16 protein-coding genes are annotated in these 18,022 nt (G+C 62.3%); 14 read left to right on the top strand and 2 right to left on the bottom strand.

Annotation, left to right across the window (positions count from 1 at the left end; genetic code table 11):
* Positions 1-264: 264 nt before the first annotated feature.
* Together I6E51_RS01005 and I6E51_RS01000 are read left to right on the top strand one after the other, a co-directional pair.
* On the top strand, positions 265-1,548 hold the full coding sequence (locus I6E51_RS01005) for a M20 family metallo-hydrolase (protein WP_307783750.1): 1,284 nt from the start codon (positions 265-267) through the stop codon (positions 1,546-1,548).
* Entirely contained in the window at positions 1,545-2,912 is a 1,368-nt protein-coding gene (locus tag I6E51_RS01000) for an NAD-dependent succinate-semialdehyde dehydrogenase (RefSeq protein ID WP_197106912.1), read from the top strand. The genes I6E51_RS01005 and I6E51_RS01000 overlap by 4 nt, the downstream gene beginning before the upstream one ends.
* Positions 2,913-2,968: 56 nt before the next feature.
* On the opposite strand, the gene I6E51_RS00995 is transcribed toward I6E51_RS01000, so the two are convergent.
* Positions 2,969-3,340 carry a DUF2834 domain-containing protein gene (locus I6E51_RS00995; RefSeq protein ID WP_197109154.1) on the bottom strand — a complete coding sequence of 124 codons (372 nt, stop codon included), beginning with the start codon at positions 3,338-3,340 and terminating at the stop codon, positions 2,969-2,971.
* Positions 3,315-4,379, bottom strand: coding sequence for a LacI family DNA-binding transcriptional regulator (locus I6E51_RS00990; protein ID WP_197106913.1), 1,065 nt, complete (start codon positions 4,377-4,379; stop codon positions 3,315-3,317). The genes I6E51_RS00995 and I6E51_RS00990 overlap by 26 nt, the downstream gene beginning before the upstream one ends.
* Before the next feature lie 281 nt (positions 4,380-4,660).
* Between I6E51_RS00990 and I6E51_RS00985 the strand changes: the two genes are divergently transcribed.
* From I6E51_RS00985 to I6E51_RS00930, 12 genes are all read left to right on the top strand, one after another.
* Positions 4,661-5,959, top strand: coding sequence for an ABC transporter substrate-binding protein (locus I6E51_RS00985; RefSeq protein WP_197109153.1), 1,299 nt, complete (start codon positions 4,661-4,663; stop codon positions 5,957-5,959).
* Positions 5,960-6,033: 74 nt separating this feature from the next.
* Positions 6,034-6,993, top strand: coding sequence for a carbohydrate ABC transporter permease (locus tag I6E51_RS00980; RefSeq protein ID WP_197106915.1), 960 nt, complete (start codon positions 6,034-6,036; stop codon positions 6,991-6,993).
* Between the two features lie 2 nt (positions 6,994-6,995).
* On the top strand, positions 6,996-7,931 hold the full coding sequence (locus I6E51_RS00975; RefSeq protein ID WP_231599614.1) for a carbohydrate ABC transporter permease: 936 nt from the start codon (positions 6,996-6,998) through the stop codon (positions 7,929-7,931).
* 95 nt (positions 7,932-8,026) lie between these two features.
* Positions 8,027-8,791 (top strand): SDR family NAD(P)-dependent oxidoreductase, encoded by a 765-nt coding sequence (locus tag I6E51_RS00970; RefSeq protein WP_197109152.1) that lies wholly within the window; start codon positions 8,027-8,029, stop codon positions 8,789-8,791.
* Positions 8,788-10,635 (top strand): heparinase II/III family protein, encoded by a 1,848-nt coding sequence (locus I6E51_RS00965; protein ID WP_197109151.1) that lies wholly within the window; start codon positions 8,788-8,790, stop codon positions 10,633-10,635. Before I6E51_RS00970 ends, I6E51_RS00965 begins: the two co-directional genes overlap by 4 nt.
* Positions 10,632-12,599: a DUF4962 domain-containing protein gene (locus I6E51_RS00960; RefSeq protein WP_307783747.1), complete on the top strand. Its 1,968-nt coding sequence runs from the start codon at positions 10,632-10,634 to the stop codon at positions 12,597-12,599. The genes I6E51_RS00965 and I6E51_RS00960 overlap by 4 nt, the downstream gene beginning before the upstream one ends.
* Positions 12,596-13,240: a DUF624 domain-containing protein gene (locus tag I6E51_RS00955; protein ID WP_197218706.1), complete on the top strand. Its 645-nt coding sequence runs from the start codon at positions 12,596-12,598 to the stop codon at positions 13,238-13,240. Before I6E51_RS00960 ends, I6E51_RS00955 begins: the two co-directional genes overlap by 4 nt.
* A gap of 4 nt (positions 13,241-13,244) precedes the next feature.
* Positions 13,245-14,456, top strand: a complete 1,212-nt coding sequence (locus I6E51_RS00950) for an MFS transporter (RefSeq protein ID WP_197109149.1) — start codon at positions 13,245-13,247, stop codon at positions 14,454-14,456.
* 5 nt (positions 14,457-14,461) lie between these two features.
* Positions 14,462-14,971 carry a DoxX family membrane protein gene (locus tag I6E51_RS00945; RefSeq protein WP_231599613.1) on the top strand — a complete coding sequence of 170 codons (510 nt, stop codon included), beginning with the start codon at positions 14,462-14,464 and terminating at the stop codon, positions 14,969-14,971.
* A gap of 46 nt (positions 14,972-15,017) precedes the next feature.
* On the top strand, positions 15,018-16,076 hold the full coding sequence (locus tag I6E51_RS00940) for a type III polyketide synthase (RefSeq protein ID WP_197109148.1): 1,059 nt from the start codon (positions 15,018-15,020) through the stop codon (positions 16,074-16,076).
* A gap of 67 nt (positions 16,077-16,143) precedes the next feature.
* Complete coding sequence (locus tag I6E51_RS00935; RefSeq protein WP_197109147.1) at positions 16,144-16,674, top strand: isoprenylcysteine carboxyl methyltransferase family protein; 531 nt, start codon at positions 16,144-16,146, stop codon at positions 16,672-16,674.
* A complete protein-coding gene (locus tag I6E51_RS00930; protein WP_307783745.1) occupies positions 16,671-17,876 on the top strand; it encodes an FAD-dependent monooxygenase in 1,206 nt (401 codons plus the stop codon). Before I6E51_RS00935 ends, I6E51_RS00930 begins: the two co-directional genes overlap by 4 nt.
* Positions 17,877-18,022 lie beyond the last annotated feature (146 nt).

Raw genomic sequence — 18,022 nt, 5'->3', positions numbered from 1 at the left:
TGCACACAATGTCTGCTCAATGATACGCGTATCCGTGATTGCTGGAACTCAACATCGTTGGAATCATTGATTCACCGGTTCTATCGTCAGCAAACCCTGACCGCACACGTCTCGTTATCGAGGTGTGCAAATGGTCAGAGGGATCTTGGCGGGGTGAACAGTTCTCCCGAGATCGCTCGCCGACTTCAGCGGAGCAGCAGGAAAGCACAAAGAGGGCATTCGCCTTGAGCGCTCTTGCCACAAACGAAGAAGGGACCCGTCCCCGTGGACGCTAACGACATCACCACCGACGCCGCATTCTTGGCCGACTTTGCCACCATGAGCCTGTTCGGAGCCACCGGATCCGGTGGCGTTGACCGTCAGGCCGCCAGCGCTGCCGATATCGAACAGCGACGTTGGTTCGCTGGGTTGCTCGAATCTCACGGATTCACTGTGGAGTACGACCGCATCGCGAACCAGTTCGGTCTTCTCGAACTGGTGCCCGGTGCTCCCTACGTCATCGTCGGTTCTCACATGGACTCGCAGCCGACCGCCGGCAAGTACGACGGCGCGTACGGTGTTCTCGCTGCTGCGCACTCGGCCTTCCGCCTTAAGGAAGCGTGGGAGCAGGGTTCGGTTACTCCTGCCTACAACCTCGCAGTCGTCAACTGGTTCAACGAAGAGGGTTCACGCTTCGCGCCATCGATGATGGGCAGCTCGGTATATACCGGCAAGATGGCGTTGGAGACGGCGCTCGCCGTCACCGACCACCTCGGCGTCACGGTTGAGGAGGCGTTGGCTGACACTGGCTTCGTGGGCACGGGTGATGGTCCTCAGGCCGTTGGTTGTGCAGAGATCCACATCGAGCAGGGCCGTCTCTTGGAAAATGCCAAGGTCACGATCGGCCTGGTCACGGCCACCTGGGCTGCCAGCAAGTACCGCATTGTGATCAACGGTGAGCAAGCTCATTCCGGCGCGACTGTAATGGAGGATCGTCACGATGCCCTCTTCGGCGCTTCGCTGCTCGTAGTCGCTGCTCGTCGTCTCGCCGACCGTTTCCCCGGCAGCCTCCACACTGCTGTCGGTCAACTGGATGTCTACCCCAACTCGCCTGTTGTCGTAGCCTCACGGGTCGCCCTTCTGCTCGACCTGCGGTCAGGCGACGAAGCAGTTCTGAAGGAAGCCGACGAGATTCTCGCCAGCACCATTGCCGAGATTGAAGCGGATGCCAAAGTCTCGGTCGACATCGATTTGTCGCACTCGTGGGGCATCAATCCTTACCAGTCTGAGGGCGTCGACGTCAGTCGCTCCTCGGCGGAAGCACTGGGCCTTTCGCACATGGACATCATGACCGTTGCCGGTCATGACTCGACCAACATGAAAGATATTGTTCCCACCGTCATGCTCTTCGTTCCCTCGGTCGACGGAATCTCTCACGCTGAAGGCGAGTACACCACCGACGAAGACCTCGTGGCCGGTCTCGCTGTTATCGCTGAGGTGACTCGCCGTCTGGTGGCGGGAGAGCTCGCGCCGGTGGCATCCGATTCAGTTGACAAGGAACTTTCATGATCGACTACGCGGTCACAGACCCCGCTACCGGTCTCGTTGTCAAACGCTACGAGACCGCGACCGACGCACAGGTAGCAACGGCTGTCGCTTCAGCAGGCGAGGCCTATCGCCAGTGGCGTCTCGTTCCTATCGCGGAGCGTGCGGCAATGCTGCGGAAGGTTGCTGATCGCTACGCTTCCGATCGCGAACGGCTTGCTGAGATAATCATCCGCGAGATGGGCAAGACCACCGCGGAAGCTCTTGGCGAAGTTGACCTGTGCGTGAGCATTTATGCTTTTTACGCCGACAACGCGGAGGCGTTCGCGGCTGACAAGCCCATCGATGTGGCATCCGGTTCGGCTTATGTTCGCAGCGAACCCATTGGCGCCCTTCTGGGCATCATGCCGTGGAACTACCCGTACTACCAGGTCGCCCGTTTTGCGGCGCCGAACCTCGCATTGGGCAATACGATGCTGCTCAAGCACGCCCCGAGCTGCCCAGAATCGGCCGAAGCTATTGCCGAGATCTTTGCGGATGCCGGATTGCCGGAAGGCGTGTACGTCAACGTTTTCGCCACCAACGAGCAGGTCGAGACGATCATCGGGAGCCCCGTTATTCAGGGTGTCTCGTTGACCGGTTCTGAGCGTGCTGGGCGTGCCGTCGGCGCGATCGCGGGCCGCGAGATGAAGAAGCTCGTTCTTGAGCTCGGCGGATCGGACCCGTTCATTGTTCTTGACGATGCTGACCTCGATGCAGCTATCGCCGGTGCGGTTGCAGGCCGGATGGGCAACGCCGGTCAAGCCTGCAACGCCTCGAAGCGCATCATTGTGCTCGATGCGATCTACGACCGTTTCGTTGAGGGTTTCGTGGCTCAGGTTCAGGCGCTGAAGGTGGGTGAGCCTAGAGAGGGAGGCGTCGCCTTCGGCCCCCTGTCATCCGAGGCCGCTGCTGCTCAGGTTGTTGGTCAGGTAGAGGATGCGGTCGCTAACGGCGCAACGCTCCTCACTGGCGGTGGTCGCATCGATCGCCCCGGTGCCTATGTGCAGCCGACCGTCATCGCGGATATTCAACCAGGCACCCGCGCCTACAGCGAAGAAATATTCGGACCGGTCGCTGCCGTGTACCGGGTTGCGGATCAGGATGCCGCTATCCGCCTCGCCAACGATTCGCCGTATGGACTCGGAAGTGTGATCTTCACTACTGACGACGTGCGAGCTCAGGTTGTTGCCGAGCAGCTCGAAGTCGGCATGGTCGCAATCAACGCCCCGTCGCAAACCCAGGCCGACCTCCCCTTCGGTGGAGTGAAGTCATCAGGAATGGGCCGAGAGCTTGGCGAATACGGCATGGCCGAATTCGTGAACCGCAAGCTCATCCGTCGAGCGTAGTTTCGCGAGTGGGGGAGTGGCCGCGTCGCGGCTGCTCCCCTTTTCTGTTTTCCTGACTAGCGGCGCCCGAGCTCCACGAGCTTGCGCTCGCGCATCGCGAGGAACAGCGGGAAGGTGAACGCGAAGGCCGTGATGCCCGAGAGCACGATGTAGAGCCAGGCCTGCTTCATCCCGAGTCGGCGCGCTTCGATGATGATCAGGATGCTGCCCGCAACGGCCACGATGAGAAGGTCAACGCCGAGCGAGTTGACGGCCGGGCCGCTGCCGAACCAGTCGCCGAGGTAGTCACGCATCTGCACGATTGCCAGCGCGTTGAAGATCCACGTGCCGACCAGACCGATGATGGAGAGCACCGCGAAAGTGATCGCGGTCGCATTCCAGTGGCGGAGAAGAGCGGGGCGCTTACGGGCGTGGGGTTGAGGGGACATGCTCCGTAGACTCTCGCACCACAAGCTCTGGGCGCAAGAGAACCGAGCTGCCCGGGTCGGTCGACTCGTTCGAGCCGCGCTCGACAGCCTCCGAAACGGCAAGCTGCGCCATCCGCGTGATGGGTTGGCGAACGCTCGTCAGTGGCGGGTCATAAAGGTCAGCGAGGATGATGTCGTCAAAGCCGATCACGGAAACATCGCGCCCGACCTTGAGCCCCAAATCGCGCAGGCCGCGGCAGAATCCCAGTGCCGTCATGTCATTGATCGCTACCACCGCAGTGGGGGCATTCTTCGGGTCAGCGAAGAGGTCGCGTGCGGCAGCCCGCCCCACTTCGGCAGCTTCGACGTCGCCGAAGTGTGCGGCATCCATCCCTGTCCATTGCGGCATGTCAGCGACCGAGAGTCCAGCAGCTTCGATGGCATCGCAATACCCGCGGTAGCGCGCTGAACGGTTGACCGAGCGAATCGAACCAGACACAAAAGCGATGCTGGTGTGACCCAATTCCAGAAGGTGAGCGGTCGCGACCTGGCCGCCCACGTTGTTGTCGATGCTGATGCTCACCACCGATTCGGGATCATTCGGTTGAGCTGGCCGATCAAAAGTGACAAGGCGGAGGCCCTCGGCGATCACATTGCTGACGTGATCGAGCGACGGCAATGAGGTGCAGAGGATGATGCTGCGCACGCCGTCTTCCCACAACTCTTCGACATAGCGGCGCTCGCGTTCGGGATCGCGCTCGCTGTTGCAGAGCAGAACGCTGCATCCCAAAGCCAGCGCTGCGACCTCAACCTCGTGAGCGAATGCTCCCCAGAATGGGTTGCCGACAGACGGCACGACGAGGCCAACGGTTTGAGTTTTGCCATTGCGCAACTGGCGGGCCGCACGGTTGGGCCGGTAGCCGAGTTCTGAGATCGCCGTCTCAATGCGTGTTCGTGTCGCAGCGACCATTCGACCCTGACGGTCGTTGAGGAAGTTGGAGACGGTGCTGGGGGAAACGCCAGCGGCCTGCGCCACATGCTGGATGGTTACTCGAGCCACGTGACCTCCTTTGGTTGATGGCGATCCTGATGATCGCTGTTTCAGTGTAACGATTTATTAGTTTTCGGCAAACGGCCTCTGAACCACTCGCGCCGGCGTAGAACCTATTCAAATAAAACCTATTGACGTAACGAGACAGACTCGTCTATGGTCAGTGCATCGTTACACCGATTTCACCCACCCCCCTAGGAAATCGGCCAGGAATCGAATGAGCCGACGACGACGTCGCGGAACGAAGGCACTGGAGCCGTCGCTCAATCTCAGCTTGAGAGGACATGCACATGGAAGTGAAGTCACGAATGCGCCGCACAGCATCGGTCGCGATGGTGGCCCTGTTGGGTCTCGGTCTCGCCGCCTGTTCAACAGGAGAAGCAGACGCTGATCTCAACCCCGACGAGGTTTCGGGCGAGATCAGCCTGCTCACCCCCATCTTTGAAGGAAGCCCCGGGCAAGACCTTCTCGAAGACGAGCTGCTTCCGCAGTTCTACGAGGAGTACCCCAATGTCACGGTCAACGTGGACTACACGACCTATGGCAACCTCAACGAGAAGCTCACGACGGCTGTCGTCTCGGGCCTCGTGCCCGACGTGATGCTCATGGGCGTCGGCTGGATCGAAGCCTTCGCCGACAAGGGAGTACTTGCCGACCTCGGCGAACTCGGCTTGAGCGAAGACACCCTCAAGGAGAGTTACACCGACGAGATCGTCGAAGCCGGTATGTGGGATGGCAATGTCTACGCCGTACCGATCATGCTCGACACTCGCTTCGGAGTCGCTCGCATGGACATCCTCAAAGAAGCTGGTTACGACAGCCCGCCCTCCTCATGGGAAGAGCTCATCGAGATCGCCGAAGCGACCACCGTGCGCTCATCCAACGGTTCGCTTGAGCGTGCAGGCTTCGACATGATGTCGCTGGATGCCCGCCAAGCCTTCGAAACGATTCTCTTCTCGGCCGGCGGCGAACTCTTCAATGACGACGCAACGGCACCCGCCTTCAACAGTGATGAAGGTGTTGCGGCTCTTGGCCTCATGGCTGACCTCGTGAACAAGTACGAAGTTGAAGACATCGGCTTCACGTCGACGGATGACATCGTGAACCCGCTCATCAATGGTCGGGCCGCAATGGGCATCGCTCACAACAACCTGTGGACGCAAGCGCTCGAAGCGGATGAAACCGTGCTCGACAACCTTGAGCCCTTTGTGATTCAGGGCGAAGCATCCGGCATGTTCTTCGGCGGAACCTTGGCGACTGTTGCCAACAACTCGAAGAACCCGCAGGCAGCTCGCGCACTCCTCGAGTTCCTCTCGAGCCCTGACGCAGCACTCGCGGCCAACGAACAGCGCGGCAACGTGCCGGCTCTGACCGAACTGCTCGACTCTGACTACGTGCAGTCGAACCGTTTCGTGCAGTTCGCCATGGAGAACTTGGATGTCGCCCAGCGCGAGGGTGGCCCGTCACAGTGGCTTGAGGTGCGTGGCGATTTCGCCCCCGCAGTTCAGGGCGCTCTGCTCGGACAGAAAACTCCCCAGGAAGCACTTGACGATCTCGCTGCTCTCGTTCAGACAGCAATAGACCGCTAGTTCCTCCCCTGAGTGCCCGGGCGACCAACCCGCCCGGGCACTACCTCCCCAGACTTCAACCACACGAGGGCGTGATGACCACTACAGAGCGACACCCCATTCGCAGCGCGGAAGCGGCAGCGAAGCAGGGTTCCCCATCCACCGCACCGAAGAAACGCAAGCGGATCAGTACCGCGGAGAAGAAGCGTCGCCGTGCTGGCTGGCTGATGATCACGCCATCGGTGATCCACGTAGGACTGTGGACACTGATCCCTGTTATCGCGACCTTCTATCTTTCGTTCACTGACTACGGCATCTTCGAAGCGCCGAAGTGGATCTGGTTCGACAACTACGTCGAAATGTTCAACGACGCCGTCTTCATGCAGTCCATCGGCAACACCATTTGGTACACGTTCTGGACAGTGCCCGTATCAATGGCCGTCGCTGTCGTGGTGGCCGTGCTGCTGAACCAGGGCCTGAAGCTGCAGAAGTTTTACCGCACTGCCTTCTTCCTTCCTCAGGTCACCGCCACCGTCGCCATCGCGATGGTGTGGCTGTGGATCTTCAACCCGCAGTACGGTCTGCTCAACGCCATGCTGGAAACGATCGGCATTCCCGGTCAAGCCTGGCTCGTCGACCCGCAGTGGGCGCTGCCCTCGGTGATCTTGGTCGGCGCGTGGCAGGGCATCGGAATCAAGATGCTCATCTACATCGCGGCACTGCAGAACATTGACGAATCGCTCTACGAGGCAGCATCGCTCGACGGCGCATCCTCCATTCGCAAGTTTTTCAGCATCACCGTTCCGATGCTCAAGCCGGCCACATTCTTCGTCTTCATCATCTCGATCATCGGCGCCTTCCAAGTGTTCGACCAGATCTACGTGCTCACCGACGGTGGCCCCGCGAACGCCACGACGATGATGACCTACGAGGTCTATCGCTCGGCGTTCCAAGAATTCCGGATGGGAATGGCATCCGCTCAGTCGGTCGTGCTCTTTGCCTTCCTCCTCTTTGTCACTCTCATTAGCCGTCGCGTCACCAAAGAAGAGGACTAGTGATGACTCTCCCTACTATCAAAGCCCTCGCGATCAGCGAGCAGGTCACGGTCGTTCCGCGCAAGCGGTGGTTCCACCACGCGAAGGGCCGTCAAGCGGCGCTCATCAATGTGGCGCTCATCCTCGGCTCGATCACCATGCTCGTGCCGTTCCTGTGGATGGTGCTCACGAGCCTCAAGTCGCCGGCCGAGCTGGCACAGTTTCCGCCCACGTTCTTTCCGCAAGAGTGGATGTTCAGCAACTACGCGGCGACTCTGGATGCTGCGCCGTTCGGCCTGTACTTTCGCAACAGCTTTGTGATCGCCACCACTCACACCCTCATCACTGTCGTGTTGGGCTCCATGGCGGGGTATGCGCTAGCCCGCATTTACTTCAAGGGGCGGGAGGCGATCTTCCTCGCTTTTATCGCGATGCTGATGATCCCCACCTACACGAAGATCGTTCCGCAGTTCCTGCTCGTGAAGTTCATGCCCCTGTTCGGTGGCAACGACATCCTCGGCCAGGGCGGTAGCGGTTGGCTCGACACCTGGTGGGCGCTCATCATTCCTGGTGGGCTCAGCGCTTCCGCTATCTTCCTCTTCCGTCAGTTCTATTTGTCGCTGCCGAAGGACCTTGAAGAGGCAGCGCGCATCGATGGGCTTGGCGAGTTTCGTATCTTCGCGCAGATCTATACGCCGCTCATCAAGCCAGCGATCGCGACTGTCGGGCTGCTGACGTTCCAAGAGAGCTGGAATAACTTCCTGTGGCCCTTGCTCGTGACGACCAGCAGCGATCTGCGCGTGATTCAGGTGGGGCTCGCCGTGTTCCAGCAGCTCGACAACACGCAATGGCAGTACCTGATGGCTGGAACAACGATGGCGACGGTGCCCATGGTGGTGCTGTTCATCTTCGCCCAGAAGTACTTCATTCAAGGCTTCACCAACGCTGGCATCAAGTAGCGGAATAGCACGGTAGCCACCCTGAACGACTGGCGGCACCGCACGAACCTTCGACTAATCAACACCCAATCAATAGATAGGCACGGTAATTAGACATGAGCATTGACCTCACCGGACGACGCGCACTCGTAACAGGCGCAGGAGCAGGAATCGGCGCGGCCATCGCGAAAGCACTGGCGGCGGCAGGAGCTGACGTAGTGGTGCACTACGCGAACAGTGAAGCGGGAGCCACCGCCGTCAAGGAAGAGATCGAAGCGGGTGGTCGTCGCTCGCTCGCCGTTCAGGCCGACCTCACCGATTCGAAGCAGGCGACAAAGCTCGTAGATGCCGCAGTCGAGTTCCTTGGCGGCCTCGACATCCTCGTCAACAACGCCGGTCACTTGGTGGGCCGCGCCACGATCACCGAGACCACGGATGAGCGCTGGAACGAGGTCATGGATGTGAACATTGCGAGCACCTTCTTCACGACTCGCCAGGCCCTCCCCGCGCTCGCCGAGTCGGAGCACGGTCGCATCATCACGATGGCATCTCTCGCTGCCGAAAACGGTGGTGGTGCTGGATCGGTTGTCTACGCAACCTCGAAGGCTGCCGTTGTCGGTTTCACGCGTGCTCTCGCCAAGGAGATCGCCGGCAAGAAGATCACCGTGAACGCGGTGGCCCCTGGCTTCATCGGTGAGACCGCTTTCCACGAGACCTTCACTCCGGGCGAAGCCCAGAAGAACATCGTGGCGGGCATCCCGCTCGGTCGGGCTGGCACCGCCGGTGACGTTGCTGACGTTGCTCTGTTCTTGGCATCCGACCTCTCGTCGTATGTCACGGGCCAAGTTGTCGACATCAACGGAGGACTCAACTTCCGATGAGTTCAGTTCCGCAGCAGCCGGGCGGGTGGTGGCATGACTATGTCTGCCCCACTCACGGCGTCGAGTTGGGTGCCCGTGAGGGTAACGAGTTTTTGTGCAGCTACGGCTGTCGCCTCACGGGCGACAAGGTCGAGGCCGCCTGGCTCGCGCTTGAACATCAAGCCCTTGCTCGGGCCGCCCGGGTTGCTGCGCGACGGTACGCGCTGCACGGTGACGTTGCCGATCGTGAGCGTGCTGTCGAGCTCGTGCTCGACTACTCGGCGCTGTATGACCAGATTTCGGCCGGCGGCTGGAGCGAACGCAGTGAATCGTGGATGCTGCGCGGCAAGCTTTTTGCCCAAGCACTCTCTGAGGCGCAGTGGGCTGTTGGCTTCGCGGATGCGATCATCACGCTCGGACCAATCCCTGAACTTCAAGAGTCGGAAACTCTCAATCGCACTCTTGAGGGGCTCGCTGACACGCTGGCCGAGTCGCGCCGCATCCTCGTCGAAGACCGCAACGACCAGCGCAGCAACTACACCGCGTGGTTGGATGCCGCCGCTCGGCTCATCGCGTTAGCCCGCGAGTCGCTGGGTGGCGAGCCTGTTGCCGCACACTTCGAGACCGCGATCGTGGATCACCTGCAGCTCGCCGTGCGTTCTGACGGCTGGGAGTGGGAGGCATCCACCTACTATCACGTGTTCGTTTTGCGGGCCTATCTTCTAGGTTTGCGCGGGCTCGACCCACAGCAGGTTCCGACTGAGGTTGCCGATACTTTGCGCCGCATGATCGACGTGTTGGTGTCGATCGCGGCCCCCGATGGATTTTTGCCCGCGCTGCACGATGGCCCCTACGACCGGGTCGCGATGCACCGCGAAGTGTTGGAGATCTGCACTCTGGGTGCCCAGCTCTTCAGCGACACCGGCCTCGCGACTGTGCAGTCGTGGGTCGTCGAAAGACTTGGTGCTGACCACGATGGTCTCGAGTGGATGCTCGATGGCTGGTTCGTGGGGGCACCGCTTGACCGCGCACCGGTGGTGGTCGGTTCGCGAGCATTCGAGGATGCCGGGTATGTCGTGTTGCGTGATTCACGCAATCGCATGGTCGGCATCCTCGATGCTGGACCCCACGGCGGAGCCCACGGTCACTTCGACAAACTTGCGCTCTATCTGTATGGCGATGGTGTTCGCTGGCAGCCGGCCCCGGCGGTTCCGCCGTATGGGCACGCGTTGCGTCATTCGTACTATGCGCGCACAATCGCGCATCCGACCGTTCGCATTGATGGCGCCGATCAGGTTGAAGCAACCGCCGAGATCACCGCGTGGGATGCTGCGGCCTCTCGCGTCACGGCCGTGACGACGACCGCGATCGAGGGCGTTCGTTTGAGCCGCACGGTGCAGCTCGCCGACGGACTGCTCGTGGATGTTGTGCGCGTCACGTGTGACGACGGCGCACCGCACACGATTGCGCTTGGTCTTCGCCCTGCCGTTGATTTCAGCGTCAGAGTTGTTGGCAACTCGTGGCGTTCCACTTGGGGTGCTGGTGCGCGAGCGACTGGTTCGCCCGCGGGCGCGCACGCTAAAACTGGCGAGCAGACTCTGCCGGCCTTGAACGGCTGGCACTGGGCCGACGGCGAAACCACGCTCGACCTGCACGCGGGTCGCGGACCATCCGACGATCCGAGCCGGCTCCAAGAGATCGGCGACTGGGTGACGACGGCCCCGATCGCGACTTTCGTGAGCGTCTACAGCTTCGATCCCGACGCCACCATCGACTCCATTGAGACCCATATTTCCGATACCGCTGTGGTGATTGAGATCGCCGCCGCTGACCACGACACTTCCCGAATAGAGGTAGCACTGTGACCACCCCCATGCTGATTGGTAGCCGCGAAGCTGAGCTGCGGAGCGCGCTCGATGGCCCCTTGAGCGCGCAGTTCCGTCGCCTGCTCGAGGAGTGTGAGCGTGCGAAGGGGATGGAACTTCCGCAGGAACACCCGCTGGCATCCATCACCTATTTCGGGCCGGGTTCTGCGAACCTCGCGCTCGCGTACCGCCTCACCGGTCAGGAGGCATACCTCGAAGAGCTGCGTCGTTGGCTCGCACCGCCGCTGTCGTTCCCGCACTGGGGCAAGGCAAATCTGCCCGACCACGACCTTGATGCCGGCTGGATTCTGCACGGGCTCTCGCTCGCGTATTCGTGGGCCGGCGATGCGCTGCGCCCCGAAGAGAAGCAGGCGCTCGAAGACAAACTGCTGTTGCAGGGCCAGCGCATGTACGAGTTCGCTGTGGAGAAAGAGGGCGGATGGTGGTCGTCGTCGTACTGGCAGAACCACAACTGGATTTGCTACGCCGGCCTCGCCACCGCTGGCTACGCCCTGCAAGAGAAGTACCCCGAAGCCAAGGCGTGGACTGAGCGTGCGAAAGACAACTTCGGCAAGGTTCTCGACTCGCTTCCCGACGACGGTTCCAACAATGAGGGTGTCGTCTACTGGCGCTACGGAGTGCCGTGGATCGCCAGCTACCTTGACGTCCTCCGCGATCAGGAGGACCTCGACTGGTTCAACCGCGGCACCTACTTGAAGGAAACGTTCTGGTACCGCCTCTACCAAGCTGCTCCCGACCTGGAGCGGATCGTCGATCACGGTGACTGCCACGACCGCCGCAGCGGGCATCCGGTCGCTCTGTATTACAAGCTGGCTGCCGAATACCGCATTCCGCAGGCGCAGTGGTTGGCCGACAAGGTGTCGACCGAGTTCTACTGGCGCGAAGCGTACGAGAGTGGAGTGCGTCCGGGCGTTCGCCCCGAGGCCTACCAAGAGCTGCTGTGGTTCGACCCCAGCGTCGAGGCTGCTGGCCCCGAAACTCTCCCGCCGAGCAAGTACTTCGAAGACCTTGGCCTTGTTGTTGGTCGCACGTCGTGGGACGAGCAGGCGGCACTCGTGTCGTTCAAGGCGTCACCCGGCGGCGGCCACAAGGCGTGGAATCAGTCGCACCGTCAGCGCGAGCAGAACGGCTGGGTCACGCTGAACGCGGGACACCACCACCCCGACTCGGGCAGCTTTGTGTTCCTCGGGCACGGCTCGTACCTCGCAATCGACGAAGGGTATTCGTCGCGCAAGCTCACCGAACACCACAACTCGATCCTCATCGACGGCAACGGTTTCGTGAATGAAGACCGCTACCACGTGTTCGAAGAGCTGGCCGAGGAGTTCACGGCCGAGATTTTGACGACCACGATCAAGGATGGTTGGACGCACGCCGTCAGCGAGTCCTCTGCGATGTATGACCGGGCCCTTGGCGTCACTCGCGTGCGCCGCCACCTGGTAATGACGCCCGGCGGCAACCTCGTGATCGCCGATGACCTCGCCGCCGACGAACCCCGCACCTGGACCTGGCTGCTGCAAACCGACAACGCTCCGGTCGCCATCAGCGACAAGCGGTGGCGAGCGGATGCCGGACACGGTGTCATGCCGATCGCGGCGCTCGACGACAACCCCACCAGCGAAATCGTCGAAACCTTCGTGCATGCCAACCCCACGTCATCCACCCCGAGCTTGGCGATTAGTAAGAAGCAGCACACCCTCAAGCGCCTGAGCGAAACAACAATGAGCGCTCGGTTCGTGACCGTGCTGGAGTCGCGCAATTGGGATGACACGGCACCCGCGACCATCCGCTACGACGTCGCAGCTGGGGGAGTGCGTGTGGAGATCGAGCGCGACGGAGTGACCGAAACCGTATCGTTGGGCTTTGATGGCGACGCTCCCACACTGGGCGCCACCGCTGTCATTGGCGAAGGATTCCAAGGAAGCACGAACGCGCGACGATGAGCCAGCCGAAGAGAACCAAGCGCCGCACGCCGCGGTGGGAGCGCAGCATGCTGACCGCGCTCACCTACCCCGGCAACATCTTTCTGGGTTCGCTTGCGGTGCTGGTTCTCTCGCTCGGCATCATCACGGTGCTTCCGGCCGCGATCGCTCTGGCGCGAGCGTTCGCTCGCTGGATTGTCGACGGCGACGACAAGGTCTTCACGAATACCTTCCGGGAGTTTCGCGATACGTGGCGTCGAACGCTCGGCCTCGGCATCATTGCGACCGTGGTGCTCGCGATCATGGTCGGCGATGGCGTCTTCTTGGCGTACCAACTTGCCCAGGGCGGCGGCTCGATTGCGCTGATGCTGAGCGCCGCCGTCATCCCGGTGGCTGCCGGCGTGTGCGTGTTGTTCGTCTCCACGACCGCTGCCGCGACCCTCAGCCCGGAAGCGGATGCTCGCACCTGGATACGGGACGGATTTCTGTTGATGCTGCAGCATCCACGTCGCGCACTCTTCGTTTCGTTCACGGTTGCGGTGACTCTCGTGGTGTCGATTCTGCTTCCGACGATCGCGCCTTTCGCTGCAATCGCGCTGCCGGTCTACGTGGGCGTGCGGGCGTGGGGCCCGAAGCCTCCCGTCAACGACGAACAGGATTAGGGGAGTGGCGAAACGCCCGCCGATCTCGTTTGCGCTGAAGGTTCTCTATGGCGACACCTTCACGATGGCCGTCGGTTTTTACATGCTCGTGCCGCTGCTGGCGTATCACTTTCTGCAAGATCTGACCCTCACGATTGCGGTCGTCGCCGCCCTCACCGCGCTGCGCACGGCAGCCCAAAACGGGATGATGCCGATCGCCGGGTGGGTTGCTGACCGCATCAACTTTCGCCGCGCCATCCTGATCGGGGTATTGGTTCGGGCGCTGGGCTTCGCGATGCTCGGCACTGCCGAGTCGATTCCGCTGCTAGTAGTGGCATCGATCTTTACCGGGCTGGGCGGTGCCCTCTTTCACCCCGCCAGCTACTCGGCCTACGCGGCGCTTACTACCGGCAGTGACCGCGTGCGCGTCTATTCAACTCGCGAAGTCGTCAGCAATGTCGGCTTCATTGTTGGCCCCATCATCGGCGGTTTTCTCGCCGGCGCAGACTTCGCTTTCGTGAGTTTGTCGGCGGCGGCGATGTTCGTGATCGCATTCATCATCAGCGCCTTCGGTTTGCCGCACCCGAGCGACGAAGAGCGGGCCCGCACGCCTCCGCGCTTGAGAGTGGCCTTCGCGGATGCCGCATTCCTGCGTTACTGCGCGCTCGTCGCGGGTACCGCGGTGCTCATCGCCCAGTTCTATCTCGTGATCCCGTTCCGAGCTGCCGAGTTCACCTCGGGGCCGTCTGACCTCGGCTTCATCTATTCGGGGGCGGCCGTGGTCATGGTGATCACGATGCTGCCGCTCACGGGTGCCGCCAATCGTTTCCTGCCCGACCGCATCACTCTCGCCGGCGCTACCGCGTGCCTCGGCGCAGGCGTCGGGCTTATGGGGCTGTCAACGAATCTGGTCGGGATGCTCGTCGGCGTCGCCGTGTTCATCGTCGGCCAAATGTTGGTGCAGCCGGTGCTCAATGCCACCGTGTCACGCTTCGCCCCCGACGGTTCCGTCGCGAGCTACTTCGGGGTTCAGGGCCTCGCGAACGCGATCGGTGGCGCAGTGGGAAGCGGCTCGGCCGGTGTGATCTACGCGCTCGCCGACTCCGGTGACCCCGGAGCCGAATGGGTGTGGCTGACGTATCCCGCGTGGGCGATCCTCGTCGCCATTATGTTCGTCATCTTTGGGCCGCGGCAGGCTTCAGGCTCGGCAGACTCTAAGCCGAGCGCACCAAGATAGGGAAGATGGAGCCGACACCACCCCGCGAGCAGATCGAAGTCGCGTCAGTCAGAGATTCAACCGCGCCCACCGAGCCATCCCGTGCCAGCCGCATCGGCCGCCGAATTGGGCGCATCGCTCTCGGAGCCTCGCTCGTGTTTGCCGGCATCGGCCACCTCACTTTTGCGCGCGAAGACTTTCAGGCGCAAGTGCCCGATTGGCAACCGTTTGACCAAGACTTTGTGGTCGTGGCATCCGGAGTCGTCGAGATTGCGCTCGGCAGTGCACTCATCTTCGCCAAGAAATACCGCCCCTACGTGGGCTGGGTCGCGGCGGCATTCTTCATCGCTATCTACCCCGGCAACATCTCGCAGCTCGTGAATCAGGTTGACTCACTCGGTCTCGACACTGACCTCAAACGCTGGATTCGGATGCCGTTCCAGCCCGTGCTTGTTCTCTGGGCGCTCTGGTCGACCGGCGCGTGGCGCGCGTGGCGTGCATATCGCCGCAACGTCGGCCGCAGCTTCGGTGCGTGATAACTTCACAGAATGGGCAGAGTCACTGGATGAGTGGAGTCGCTGAATGAGCAGGATCGCGGCAGTCGCCCCGGTAGTGCCCGAATATAGCTACACGCAGGCCGAAATGACCGGCATGCTCGCGCCGCTGTTGGCCGAGAATCCTCGCCATGAGGCCGTGATCGAGCGGATGCACGGAGCCAGCGGAATCGACCGTCGCCACATGGCGCTTCCGCTCGAGCGGTATCCCAAACTCGGCAGTTTTCGCGAAACGAACGATGAGTTCATCCGTGTCTCGACCGAGCTGCTTGAGCGTGCACTGACCACGGCGCTCGCGGATGCCGGCCTCGCCCCGAGCGATGTCGACTTTGTGTTCTTTACTTCCGTGACCGGCATTTCGGCGCCGTCGATCGACGCGCTGCTGATCCCGCGCTTGGGCCTGCGCCCCGACGTGAAACGGGTTCCCTCGTTTGGCCTGGGCTGTTTGGCGGGGGCCGCGGGCTTGGCCCGCGTGCATGACTATTTGGTCGGGCATCCGGATGAGGTCGGCGTACTGCTGAGCGTCGAACTGTGCTCGCTTACCCTGCAGCGCGATGACCACAGCATGGCCAACTTCGTCGCCACCGGCCTCTTCGGCGACGGTGCCGCAGCGGTCGTGATGGTGGGGGAGAACCGCAGCGAGCCGGGCCCGCGCGTGATCGACACCCGCAGCACATTCGTCGCCGACAGTCACGACGTGATCGGCTGGAACGTGGGCGGCACGGGTTTCGAGATCGTGCTGAGCGCGGGCGTGGCCGACGTGATTCAGAACAGCTTCCCGGGCGAGGTGAGCGATTTTCTGGGCCGCAACGGTCTCACGATCGCCGACATCGATACCTGGATCGCGCATCCGGGTGGTCCGCGCGTACTCGAAGCGTTCGAGAGTTCGCTCGGGCTTGAGCGCAGCGACCTGCAGTCGAGTTGGGATTGCCTCGCTCGCGTCGGCAACCTGTCGTCGGCGGCCGTGCTGCATGTGCTGGCGGATGCTCTGCACGCCGACCCCGCGCCAGCCCCCGGCAGTCACGCCCTCGCCTTCGCTCTCGGCCCGGGCGTGAGCGCCGAATTCGTTCTCTTGGAGTGGTCGTGATGCGAGGAGTCGCCGGATTTCGCGGCTATCGCAACGGCCAAATAGTGAGCATGAAGGAGCCCCGCGCATGACCGTCATTGCCTACATCGCTCTCATCGTGGGCACGAGTATGGAGCGCCTCTATGAGCTGCGCATCTCGAAGCGCAATGCCGCCGCGGCGTTCGAGCGCGGCGGTCGCGAGTATGGGCAGAAGCATTTTCCGTGGATGGTGGCTCTGCACACGGGCCTGCTGATTGCTTGCGTCGTCGAAGTGATCGTCGCCGACCGCCCCTTCCTGTTGTGGCTCGGAATTCCGATGCTCGTGATCACTCTGCTGAGCCAGGCGGCACGCTACTGGATCATCAACTCGCTCGGCGCTCAGTGGAACACGCGCGTGATCGTGGTGCCCGGAGCCGGCCGCGTGCAGAACCGCGGACCGTACAAGCTGACGTGGCTGCCGCATCCGAACTATCTGGTTGTCGCGATCGAGGGCATCGCGTTGCCGCTCGTGCACACCGCGTGGGTCACGGCGATTGTCTTCACCGTGCTGAATGCGGTGCTGCTGTTGGCGTTCCGCATCCCGACCGAAAACCGGGCCCTGCGCGAACTGACGCCATGAGTGCGGCGGGCGCGGATGCGGTTGCTGCGGGTGCGGCCGATGATGTTATGGCAGAACCGAGCGCTTCGCCGGTCGTTGACGTCATCGTCGTTGGTGGCGGGCCGATCGGTCTCGCCGCCGCCATCAATGCGCGGATGCGCGGCCTCACCGCGCTCGTGATCGAACCCCGCACCGGCACGATCGACAAAGCCTGCGGCGAAGGAGTCATGCCCGGCGCCGTCACCGAACTCGCCGCCCTCGGGGTTCACCCGCACGGGCGCAGGATCGCGGGCATCAGCTATCAAGACGGCACCCGCATCGCCGAACACCGCTTCGCTTCGGATGCCGCGCTCGGTGTCCGTCGCACCGAACTGCACCGGGCGCTCACCGAACGCGCGGTCGAGCTCGGCGTCGCGTTCGACCACGGCAAGGTTGAGGCGATCGAGCAGCCTGGCGACGGGGCGCAGATGGATGGCCGGAGCCGCAGTGCGAACCGCGAAGTAAGCGGGCGGAGTGGCGCGAAGGCGCAAGCGAGCGCGAGCGCGGTATCCGCGCACCTCGCTGACGGTCGCACCATCGAGGGGCGGTGGATGCTCGGCTGCGATGGTCTGCACTCCACGGTGCGGGAGCTGGTTGGCCTGGCCGCGCGCCCTCGCCGCGTGAGGCGACGTGATTCTCGGCGGTTCGGCATCCGGCAGCACTTTGAGGTTGCTCCGTGGACTGATCTCGTGGAGGTGCATTGGGCGCCGAATGCCGAGCTGTATGTCACGCCGGTGAGCGATACCGAAGTGGGTATTGCGGTGCTGGGCCCGCGTGGAACGTCGTTCGAGGAGGCGTTGGCAAGTGTGCCGGCGCTCGCCGAACGACTGCGCGGGGCGACGCCGGCGTCAAGCGTGCGGGGTGCTGGTCCGCTATTGCAGAACACGACCGGGCAGCGCGCAGGCCGAGTGCTGCTCGTGGGCGACGCCGCTGGCTATGTCGATGCGATCACGGGGGAGGGCATCCGCTTAGGGCTGGCGGAGGCGCGCGCCGCAATCGAGTGCATCGTTGCAGGCAAGCCCGAACGGTACGAACGCGAGTGGCGTCGAGTGACCCGCGACTTCCGGCTGCTCACCACCGGGCTCGTGGCGGCCGCCAACTCACCACTGCGCCGAGCCATCGTGCCGTTCGCCGCGCGGTTGCCCGGTGTCTACGGTCGCGTGGTGGAGAGTCTCGCGAGGTAGAGGGCCCGGCGCGGTAGAGGCCGAGACAGCCACAGAGCATCCAGATCACTAATCTGATATTTTCTCTGTAAACCTGCTGAATCGCATTGACGGTCTTCAGGCCGCGACGTACTTTGAGACAAGACCACGTTCCTGCGGCAAAGAAA

The sequence above is a fragment of the Salinibacterium sp. NSLL17 genome, assembly GCF_015864935.1.
Lineage (GTDB): Bacteria > Actinomycetota > Actinomycetes > Actinomycetales > Microbacteriaceae > Rhodoglobus.
The sequence above is the reverse complement of the archived record's forward strand: the minus strand, read 5'-3'. Positions and strand labels throughout refer to the sequence as shown.

Coding starts and splice junctions, on each gene's coding strand:
- I6E51_RS00935 (WP_197109147.1), top strand. CDS start 16,144: ATGACCGTCATTGCCTACATCGCTCTCATCGTGGGCACGAGTATGGAG.
- I6E51_RS00965 (WP_197109151.1), top strand. CDS start 8,788: ATGAGTTCAGTTCCGCAGCAGCCGGGCGGGTGGTGGCATGACTATGTC.
- I6E51_RS00940 (WP_197109148.1), top strand. CDS start 15,018: ATGAGCAGGATCGCGGCAGTCGCCCCGGTAGTGCCCGAATATAGCTAC.
- I6E51_RS00930 (WP_307783745.1), top strand. CDS start 16,671: ATGAGTGCGGCGGGCGCGGATGCGGTTGCTGCGGGTGCGGCCGATGAT.
- I6E51_RS00970 (WP_197109152.1), top strand. CDS start 8,027: ATGAGCATTGACCTCACCGGACGACGCGCACTCGTAACAGGCGCAGGA.
- I6E51_RS00980 (WP_197106915.1), top strand. CDS start 6,034: ATGACCACTACAGAGCGACACCCCATTCGCAGCGCGGAAGCGGCAGCG.
- I6E51_RS00945 (WP_231599613.1), top strand. CDS start 14,462: ATGGAGCCGACACCACCCCGCGAGCAGATCGAAGTCGCGTCAGTCAGA.
- I6E51_RS00975 (WP_231599614.1), top strand. CDS start 6,996: ATGACTCTCCCTACTATCAAAGCCCTCGCGATCAGCGAGCAGGTCACG.
- I6E51_RS00955 (WP_197218706.1), top strand. CDS start 12,596: ATGAGCCAGCCGAAGAGAACCAAGCGCCGCACGCCGCGGTGGGAGCGC.
- I6E51_RS00995 (WP_197109154.1), bottom strand. CDS start 3,340: ATGTCCCCTCAACCCCACGCCCGTAAGCGCCCCGCTCTTCTCCGCCAC.
- I6E51_RS00985 (WP_197109153.1), top strand. CDS start 4,661: ATGGAAGTGAAGTCACGAATGCGCCGCACAGCATCGGTCGCGATGGTG.
- I6E51_RS01000 (WP_197106912.1), top strand. CDS start 1,545: ATGATCGACTACGCGGTCACAGACCCCGCTACCGGTCTCGTTGTCAAA.